This window comes from Mucilaginibacter sp. (genome assembly GCF_036383575.1).
Lineage (GTDB): Bacteria > Bacteroidota > Bacteroidia > Sphingobacteriales > Sphingobacteriaceae > Mucilaginibacter.
The window spans coordinates 1-9,624 of the sequence record NZ_DASVOB010000589.1 but is presented as its reverse complement, the minus strand read 5'-3'; the positions used below and the strand labels follow the sequence as shown (position 1 = coordinate 9,624).

The 9,624-nt window shown below is 42.4% G+C and carries 7 protein-coding genes and 1 pseudogene; 6 read left to right on the top strand and 2 right to left on the bottom strand.

What is annotated here, in order from left to right; genetic code table 11:
* From VF500_RS21130 to VF500_RS21105, 6 genes and pseudogenes are all read left to right on the top strand, one after another.
* Window positions 1–945 (top strand): annotated as a pseudogene (locus VF500_RS21130) (alpha-glucuronidase); the annotation flags it as partial.
* A gap of 23 nt (window positions 946–968) precedes the next feature.
* A complete protein-coding gene (locus VF500_RS21125) occupies window positions 969–2,081 on the top strand; it encodes a glycoside hydrolase family 43 protein (RefSeq protein ID WP_330861579.1) in 1,113 nt (370 codons plus the stop codon).
* A 39-nt stretch (window positions 2,082–2,120) separates the two neighbouring features.
* Window positions 2,121–3,749, top strand: coding sequence for a DUF5597 domain-containing protein (locus VF500_RS21120; protein ID WP_330861578.1), 1,629 nt, complete (start codon window positions 2,121–2,123; stop codon window positions 3,747–3,749).
* Window positions 3,750–3,837: 88 nt separating this feature from the next.
* The gene (locus VF500_RS21115) at window positions 3,838–4,866 is read left to right on the top strand and encodes a sulfite exporter TauE/SafE family protein (RefSeq protein WP_330861577.1); all 1,029 of its coding nucleotides are present in this window, start codon (window positions 3,838–3,840) and stop codon (window positions 4,864–4,866) included.
* Between the two features lie 117 nt (window positions 4,867–4,983).
* Entirely contained in the window at window positions 4,984–5,751 is a 768-nt protein-coding gene (locus VF500_RS21110) for an XAC2610-related protein (RefSeq protein WP_330861576.1), read from the top strand.
* Window positions 5,752–5,841: 90 nt separating this feature from the next.
* Window positions 5,842–6,720, top strand: a complete 879-nt coding sequence (locus tag VF500_RS21105; RefSeq protein WP_330861575.1) for an SIMPL domain-containing protein — start codon at window positions 5,842–5,844, stop codon at window positions 6,718–6,720.
* Window positions 6,721–6,848: 128 nt separating this feature from the next.
* Here the strand turns inward: VF500_RS21105 and VF500_RS21100 are convergent, their stop codons facing one another.
* Window positions 6,849–7,772: a S1C family serine protease gene (locus VF500_RS21100; RefSeq protein WP_330861574.1), complete on the bottom strand. Its 924-nt coding sequence runs from the start codon at window positions 7,770–7,772 to the stop codon at window positions 6,849–6,851.
* Window positions 7,773–7,997: 225 nt separating this feature from the next.
* Window positions 7,998–9,179, bottom strand: a complete 1,182-nt coding sequence (locus VF500_RS21095; RefSeq protein WP_330861573.1) for an alginate lyase family protein — start codon at window positions 9,177–9,179, stop codon at window positions 7,998–8,000.
* Window positions 9,180–9,624 lie beyond the last annotated feature (445 nt).

The window sequence follows — 9,624 nt, the reverse complement described above, 5'->3', positions numbered from 1 at the left end:
CTCGGTTTTTCAACCCACCTGGTTTATGAAGCGCCGCTGTTTGCCGAATGCCTGCAATCGGACACCTATACACAAGGCAAAGGTTCAACCGTGGCACGGGTGATAAAAGGTGATTTCAACAAAAAACTGATAACCGGTATGGCGGGCGTGGCCAATATCGGCACCGATTTAAACTGGTGCGGGCATCCTTTTGCGCAGGCCAACTGGTATGCCTTCGGCCGCATGGCCTGGAACCCGGATCAATCCCCGGCGCTAATTGCTGCCGACTGGCTCAAAATGACCTTTACCAATGATGCAGGATTTGTATCGCCGGTAAAAAAGTTTATGCTGCAATCAAGAGAAAATACGGTTAATTATATGACCCCGCTCGGGCTGCATCATATTATGGGCGTATCTACCCATTACGGCCCCGGCCCATGGGTTGATAATGCCGGTCGCCCGGATTGGAATGCTACTTATTATCATAAGGCAGATTCGGCGGGGATGGGCTTTGATCGTACGAGTACGGGCAGTAACGCGTTATCACAATATGAACCCGAGGTTAAAGCATGCTGGGGAAACCTACAAAGCTGCCCCGATGAATACCTGCTATGGTTCCATCATTTAAGCTGGACCTACAAAATGCGCTCGGGCAGGTCATTGTGGGATGAGCTGGTTCATCATTATTATATGGGGGCTGATTCTGTTAAACAAATGGGCTTAACCTGGGGTAAAATGCAAGGCAAGATTGATGCGGAGCGTTTCTCCGAAGTGCAGCAACTGATGCAGGTTCAGTTAAACGAGGCCACAACCTGGCGGGATGCCTGTGTTTTATATTTTCAAACGTTTTCAAAAATGTCCATCGGGGCTGCCTATCCAAAGTCACAGCATCCGCTTGACTATTATAAAAACATGAAATTTTATTATGTGCCGGGTATCGGGGGCAATAACTACATGACCAATTAATCATCACCATAAACCAAACGCCAATGACCAAGCAATTTACTCCAACAAAATTAGTCCTCACGCTTTTTGCACCTTTATGCATTTTAAGTGCGTGTAGCTCATCAACAAAAAAAACAGCGGATGCGGCTGATAGTACAAAAGCAGATACCGGGAAGAAAGTAAAGTATCTTTCTGAGCCGTTGATCAGTTCTATTTATACTGCCGATCCTTCAGCCCATGTATTCAACGGTAAAATTTATATCTATCCCTCACACGATATCAACGCCGGGATCCCCGAGAACGATAACGGCGACCATTTTGCCATGAAGGATTACCACATCCTGTCGATGGATAGCATTGGCGGTAAGGTTACGGATAATGGCGTAGCGCTTGATATTAAGGACATTCCATGGGCGGGCAGGCAGCTTTGGGCCCCTGATGCAGCATTTAAAGACGGTACGTATTACCTGTACTTCCCGGTGAAGGATAAAAAAGATGTGTTCCATATCGGCGTAGCAACTTCTGCCAGCCCGGTTGGCCCGTTCAAAGCCGAGCCTGAGCCAATTGCAGGAAGTTATAGTATTGACCCTGCCGTATTTACCGATACCGATGGTAAAACCTATATGTATTTCGGCGGCATCTGGGGCGGACAACTTCAGCGCTGGATCACAGGAAAATATGAAGCTGACGGTTCAAAAACCGACTCGAAACAGGAAGATGCCCCGGCCATAAGCTGTAGGGTAGCTTTGTTAAAACCGGACATGAAAACTTTTGATGGCGCGGTAAAAGACGCTGTTATTGTAGACAGCCTGGGCAAACCACTGTTGACCAAAGATCATGACCGCCGCTTTTTTGAGGGCTCATGGATGCACAAATACAATGGCAAATATTACTTCACCTATTCAACCGGCGATACGCATTTGCTTTGCTATGCGATAGGCGATAGTCCGCTGGGGCCGTTCACTTATAAAGGTGTGTTTATGAAACCGGTACAGGGTTGGACAACTCACCACTCTATTATTGAGATAAAAGGCAAATGGTATATATTTTATCATGACACCCAATTGTCGGGCAAAACACATCTGCGCAACGTGAAAGTAACCGAATTACAGCATAATGCCGATGGTTCTATCAAGCTGATCGATCCGTTTTTGTAGGTTTTATGATTGTGAAAAGGCATTAAATAGGAGATTGCTATGAAGGTACCAGCATTAGTATTCGTTTTGTGTTGTTTGGTCTCCCTTAAAATTAAAGCGCAGAATCCGGCGCAGGGTATACCACAAATAAAATATTATGATAGCAATGCCGAGCTGTTGGTGGATGGGGCTCCGTATTTAATAACAGGCGGCGAACTGGGAAACTCAAGTGCTTCAAGCACGGGATACATGAACCCGATTTGGCCTAAGCTGCAAACAATGCACCTCAACACGGTAATAGCCCCGGTTTACTGGGAGTTATTGGAACCACAGGAAGGCAAGTTTAATTTTACGCTGGTTGATGACCTGATAAAAAGCGCCCGGCAATATCACATGAAACTGGTACTGCTTTGGTTTGGCACCTGGAAAAACAGCATGAGTTGTTATGCGCCGGGCTGGGTTAAAATCGATCAAACGCGTTTTCCGCGTGTGGCAAACAGTGCGGGCGGGCCTGAAGAGATCATTACGCCGTTCTCCCAAGATGCTTTATTGGCCGATATGAAAGCATTCGGTTCGTTAATGCAGCATATCAAGGAAACAGATACCAAGCTTCACACTGTGATAATGGTACAGGTTGAAAACGAGATAGGTATGTTGCCTGATGCACGTGATCATTCAACGCTGGCTGACGAAGCTTTCAATCAACCGGTTCCTGCAAGGCTGATTTCTTATTTAAATTCCCATAAAGCCGGGCTTGTGCCCGAGATGCAAAAAATATGGCAGGATGGTGGTAATAGAACTTCGGGCAGTTGGGACGCAGTTTTTGGTAAAAGCCTGGCTACCGATGAGTTGTTTATGGCCTGGCATTTTGCCGAATACGCCAATGCTGTGGCTAAAGCAGGCAAGGCTATTTACCCGCTCCCGATGTATGTGAATGCTGCCCTTAATGCCCCGGCTAAAAAGCCGGGGCAATACCCCTCTGCAGGCCCCTTACCGCATTTAATTGACATCTGGAAAGCAGGAGCGCCGGATATTGATCTGCTGTCGCCGGATTTTTATAACCCTAACTTTAAGTACTGGAATGACCGCTACACCCGGCCGGATAATGCATTGTTTATCCCCGAGCACCGTTTTGAGGATGGGGTAGATGCTAAGGCTTTTTATGCCATTGGCCATTATAAAGCACTCGGCTTTTCACCTTTCTCTATCGAGACAGATAATAAAACAGCAGGTGAGCCACTTAGTCAATCGTATAACATTATTCAACAGCTATCAGGCGAGATCAGCAAGGCAAAACGTAAGAGAACTATGGAAGGCGTATTGTTAAGTAAGGATGCAGATACGGTGCGTTTGCAAATGGGTGATTATATCCTGACGATTTCGCACGATTTAACATTGGGCTGGTCGTCAAAAGCAAAGGACGCAAGCTGGCCGTTAACCGGTGGGATTATTATTGCCTTGGCCAACGATGAGTTTTATGTTGGGGGAACAGGTTTGGTGATTAGCTTTAAACCAGTCAAAGATAGGGTGCGCGCAGGTATCTTACAGGTAGACGAAGGCGTATTTGTTAACGGAAAATGGCAGCCCGGACGCCGTTTAAATGGTGATGAAGACCATCAGGGAAGACATTTAAGGATCCCGCTGGGTGAATATGGGATACAGCGGATCAAGCTTTATAATTATAAATAATTGAAGAAAAATACGCTTGTTTATAAATTACTAATCTCTTTCTGTCTGTATCCCTCTTTTATATAATTTAGCTGATATACAAATTATAATGCTTTTTACCGTGTTGCTTTTATTGGTCTGCGCTTTGGCTGCATTTATACTGAGCGCGGTATGTGGTGGTGGGGCCAGTTTTATATTGATCCCGATATTGGGAATTGTACTTCCTGGGGCCCAGATACCCGCGGCCCTATCTGTTGGAACCGCGTCGAGTTCTCTTTCAAGAATTATTGTGCTTTGGAAAAATATCAGGTGGGACCTCGTAAAATGGTTTATACCGCCGGCCATACCAACAGTATGGCTGGGTGCCCGTTTGCTTAGTTATTTTAACCCGGTATTTTTAGAGTTGATTTTGGGCCTGTTCCTGTTATATAATATCCTGTACATTTTTAAATCTCCCCAAAAAAGAAAACCAGACCAAAAAAGCAGGCTTAGCGTAGTCATAATTGGCCTGCTGACTGGATTTGTTTCTGGTTTAACAGGTGCCGTTGGCTTGATTTTTAACAGATTTTATCTTACTTACGGCCTTTCAAAAGAAGAAATTGTAGCAACCAGGGCTGCCAACGAAATTATACTTCATATAATTAAGCTCGGGTTGTATGTATCATTCGGATTATTTACCTCACAGGTACTTTTATACGGAGGGATAATAGCTTTTGCAGGCATTGTATCCTCATTTGGTATTAAATATTTGTTGCCCTTTTTAAGTGAAAAGGTATTTCAAAAGATAGGATATGCTGCAATGGTGTTTTCGGGGGTGTTTTTGTTTGCCGGGGGAGTGGGTAAAATCATATCAAATGACAATTTGAAAATTAGTCTGTCGCCGGTTTCCCGTGGTCTTAATACAAGCGTTCAGTGGAAGAAAGATAGTTTTACATTAGAATTTGAATACGATGAGGGCTTTGAGTTTGAACGCAAGATATCTCTTTCTGAACTTCCCGCCAGCTTGCACCCAAAGGTTACGCCCTTAATTAAAAATTCAACGAATCACCTTATTGAGGAAGTTTTTAGTTTCAGAGAGCACTATTATGAGCTTTACACCTGGAAAGAGGGAAAAGTAAGTAAATACAATTTTAAATGATAAACAAAACTTGTGTTTGCCGTATTTATTTCAACCATGTTTTAGCCTAAAATGAACCTATTTTCCTTACCAGCATAGTGTTATCTTTAATACTATTTATTAGTATTTTTAGAAGATATGAACCTCATCGCAACTGCTTGTATCATTTTAAGCTCTCATACTCAGCCGTATAATAACGCTTTGAATGCCGGATTGTCAATATCTGTTGCTCAATCTCAGGGAAAAACATTTAAAGTACAGAGCCAGCCTTTTGATCTTAATGGCCTGCGTCTTCAGTATCAATATACTGTTAAAGAAGATATTGATTCCACCAATCCAAAAGAAATGGTAGTTCTTCTTGATAAAAAATTGGTTGATATAAAGCGCCACCTGATAGTACTAAATTTTTCGCTAATATTAGAAGATGATAGAAATCCGACTGTAAAATTGTCTGAGATCAACAACGTAAAATACATCCAGGCAGATTTCGACGATGTGAATTTTGATGGATATAAAGATATAAGGGAAGAATGTAAACCTTGCAGCGGCTCATTAGGCAATGTGGAAGAAATTTACCTCTTCAATCGCCGTTTAAAAAAATTTATACGTTGGCAATCTGTAATGGGAATAAATGTTGAGCTTGACGAAAAAGGCAGAACGGTTCAATGCTACACAAAAGGAGCGGGTGATGGCCAGTTTGAGTATCAGGAGATCAAATTTATTGACCATGGTATCCAGCTTTATGAAAAACAAGTTAATAGCATTTTTTTAAATGAGAAAAGGCACACGTATAAAATTACATATAAGAAATATGCAGGTAAAAAGCTGGTAGCTCATAAAACCCGAATAGTCACTCGAAGGGAAATCTACGATCCCTCGGATGTTATAGCTGAAATAACAAAATGATTATTGCGCATTTAAACTATTGCTAAAGCATTTTGTCCAAGATGCGCAATTAGTGCACCTGCGCTAATCCGGAAATCTAAATCAAATCACATGAAAAAGTTTTTATTAAGCATTTTGCTCCTCATCTGTACTACCGTCCTTATGGCGCAACATAGCGGTAACATGGTTTTCGGGGATAATTTGCCCACAAGGATGCGACCCTCTATCCAGAAAACCTATCTCACCGATTCAACTTTTATTATTGAAGCTAATGTATTGATGAATGTAACTGCAGATAGTTATGTAGTAACTTTTGGAGTAACGGATTCGGCCGCAACCATACAGGAAAGCAATAAAAGGATTAATAAACGGATAGATGGTTTTACAAATGCTTTGTCAAAACTAAATATCGCACAAAAAGATATCTATGTGGATATGACCACACAGAACAAACTTTTCGATTATCATATTAAGGGTAACACTGCCGATCAGTATCTAAAGGGCTTTGAAATAGCAAAAAATGTTATTATCAGGATCAAGGAGATTAAAGACCTTGATAATTTATTAATAACCGCATCGGAATTCCAAATATATGACCTGGTAAAGGTGGATTATATTGTAAATGACGTGAATAAAGTTCAAAATCAATTATTTAAGCTGGCAACAGATATAATAAATGAAAAAAAGGGTTTATATATTGCCGCTACCAACACCAGGTTATTATTTGCCTCACAAATTTATGGCGAGGATTTTTATAGTTACTATCCACCTCAGCTTTACAAAAGTTATACCGCTCAAAATGGCAGTAAAGTATATTCAGAATATGACCGGTTTATAAAAAAAGACCTGAAAAACAATGCAACATATTATTACGATAAGATCAATTATTCAGGCTTTGATAAAATAATTAACCCCTCGGTTATTGAGCCTGCTGTTGAATTTGTTATGGGCCTGCAAATAAAGTTTCAGATAGAAAAAGTTAAAAAGTAATATCGATTGATGGCCATATAATCTAAGGCTTAAACGAATAAAAAGAGGCTGTCCATTTATACACAGCGCCAAATACTGTTTAACTTTTGGGTGCTGTATAATCTATAAAACAGCCTCTTTTTTCTTTTTCAGTTCTTCTGCACCGGTGTTATCCTGAACTCTGTTTTATAGTTGTTCCTGAGGATGCCGATATATTGGAATTGACCTATTTTATCTTCAGTAAGCATTTTAAACAGGTTGTCGGATGTTTCGACTGGTTGGCTATTGAACGAGTAAATAATGTCCCCGCTAAGGATCCCGGCTTTGGCGGCAGGACTGTCTTTAGCAACTTCCGAGACAAATAATGCCTGTTTGTTGGACACCTCATGAATTGCACGAAGCTTCGGAACAAGGTCTATCTGCTGCATTACAACTCCAAGGTATGCCCTTTTTACTTTGCCAAACCGGATCAACTGGTTGGCGATATCTTTGGCAGTGTTGATACTGATGGCAAAACAGATGCCTTGCGCACCTCTGATCACGGCCGTGTTTACGCCAATAACTTCGCCGTTCCCGTCGACTAATGGCCCGCCTGAATTACCGGGGTTTAGCGCAGCATCTGTTTGGATCATGCTGTCCATCATCCGCCCGCCCTGGCCTTCTAATGTTCGCCCCAATGCACTAACTACGCCGGCTGTTACCGTGTGCTGAAATCCTAAGGGGTTTCCGATGGCAATAACCAACTGACCGATCTGAAGCTGATCGGCATTTCCAAATTTAACCGGCACAAACTCTGCTCCGTTGATTTTAAGAATGGCTAAATCCGTATCCTGATCATCACCAATAAGCTCCGCGGCATATACAGTACCGTCATGCATTTTTACCGTAATCTTTTTAGCGTTGTGTATCACATGGCTGTTGGTAAAAAGATACCCATCCGAAGAAAATAAAAAGCCTGATCCCGATCCGACAGCCTGCTCTTTTCCATTCACATTGCTGAAGATTTCGATTTTTACAACTGCTGTCTTTACCTTGTCGACAGCATTGATAATTGTAGCTGAATAGCTATCCATAATAATCCTTTCAAAAGGCGGGCCTCAAATTGCATTCCCTCTTTTAAAAGATCATTACTTATAACTGTTTTGCGTCCTTTTGGCGGCTTTAGACTCAATATCTGGCTATTATGTCAGTTTTTTGGTTTCGCTTTCGACGCTTTCTATCTGCAGAAAGCAAAAAACCGCTCCGGTTATGGTTAATTCCATTCTTTACCGGGGCGGCTTGTTTTAAGTATAGGGCTTTTAAAAAGTTGTTGGCACGTTGTTATGGGTGTAGTTGGTCCAGCAGAGGAAGCCGATATCGCCATTAGGCAAACCATTGCTGTCGCACACATAATTGCTGGCAATGTAGCTGGTTTCGGTAGTACCGTAATGACGGTTAGCCACTTCAATGCCCGGCCATATTGGGTTATTAACATTCCCATTAGGCGAGCAAGGCGGAGATACGGTGCCATGCATCAACTTGTACTGGTAGTTAAACCCGGTTAACAGGCGACTGCTGCTGGCCGAGTAAATAGACAGATCGCCCTGAATACCAGCAATGTTGGCTGCATAGCTCAAACCGGTAAGGGTGTACTGATAGTGCACATAGTCATTGTGCGAACCGCAGATCTCGCCATTCATTGAACCATCTGATGCAATTACGTTAGGCAGTACTGTTTTTACAGCGGTGATACCGTTTTGATATACAGTTTGACTGTCTTCAAATATACCGATAGCCATTTTTGCGTACCCGGCAGATACGTTCCAGTTGTTGTTAAAATTGGGAACGTTGTTGATGTAATTATCTTTCATGTTGTTCAGAAAGTTTACAAACTGGGTGTTTTCAGCTGTTGTCCAACCGCCGCCAACGCCGCTGGCCGGTATGTAGTATTTGATAATTTCGGCAGCCGCGGCAAAGGTAGGTGCAGCCCATGAAGCCTCAAGCGAAGCCTGGTTGGGCTGTGAGCCCGTTACGCTGAAATTTTGAAAGCTATTGGCCCAGCCATCAAGAATTTGTTTTACTGTGGTTGCGTATGATGCGATGCCGGTTTTAGCCCAGCGCAGCGCCAGGGCATAGCTCAGCAAGGCATCGCCTTTAAAAGCAATTTCGTCGGGCGTGGTAACGCCGCCGGCTACTTGTACTGTAGCTTTGTAGGCACCGCTGGGGCTGTGGTTATTGCAATAATTGAGTACAAACTGGTAGGCTGCCAAACGGTTGGCATCGTTTGAATTGGCTTGCTGGCCCACATAATCAAGGGTTTGTTGCGTGTTGAGGATACCGGGATGGATAAAGCCGGTGGCCTGGGTTTTTAATGCAGGTGAGGCAGGATTATTGCCCGCCGCCGGTGCAACTTGCTTTTTGGTGCAATAAGTGAAAAATAAGGCTGTAAAGAGCATTAGGCCCAACAGGGTTGCAAAGGTTGTTTTTGGTTTGTTGTTCATAAATTGGTTTTTAGTTTACAATTGTTACACCCGGTATAAAGCCATAAAAACAAGCCGTTTACGGGCTGTTGGGCCCGGCTTTTTTTGCTTAGCATACGGTCTTACTGCTTTTTTGGGGAGTCCCGGATAATTGGTTTGATAAAACAAATTTATTGTAAACTATTGATTAAAAGCAATATACAACGCATTTGATACGCTTTGTTCGCAACGGTACTTCGCTATTGCAAGGGCCGTTTTAATGGAAAAAAAAAAATTATTTTTTTTGCCTGATACGGTTTATCCGCATATAAATAGGGCAGTTGCGGTTTAATTGGAAGGGATTTTCGGAGACTAATATCAAAACAAAAGCCCGCAATTGTTTAATTACAGGCTTTTATTTTAGGATTTGCTATTGGTATTTTAATATTTTCAGGGTTTAAATCTTATTCATTGGTAAGAAACCCTC

Bases quoted from the DNA above. Each gene is read 5' to 3' on its own strand.
- VF500_RS21125 (WP_330861579.1), top strand. From the start codon at position 969: ATGACCAAGCAATTTACTCCAACAAAATTAGTCCTCACGCTTTTTGCA.
- VF500_RS21120 (WP_330861578.1), top strand. From the start codon at position 2,121: ATGAAGGTACCAGCATTAGTATTCGTTTTGTGTTGTTTGGTCTCCCTT.
- VF500_RS21115 (WP_330861577.1), top strand. From the start codon at position 3,838: ATGCTTTTTACCGTGTTGCTTTTATTGGTCTGCGCTTTGGCTGCATTT.
- VF500_RS21110 (WP_330861576.1), top strand. From the start codon at position 4,984: ATGAACCTCATCGCAACTGCTTGTATCATTTTAAGCTCTCATACTCAG.
- VF500_RS21105 (WP_330861575.1), top strand. From the start codon at position 5,842: ATGAAAAAGTTTTTATTAAGCATTTTGCTCCTCATCTGTACTACCGTC.
- VF500_RS21100 (WP_330861574.1), bottom strand. From the start codon at position 7,772: ATGGATAGCTATTCAGCTACAATTATCAATGCTGTCGACAAGGTAAAG.
- VF500_RS21095 (WP_330861573.1), bottom strand. From the start codon at position 9,179: ATGAACAACAAACCAAAAACAACCTTTGCAACCCTGTTGGGCCTAATG.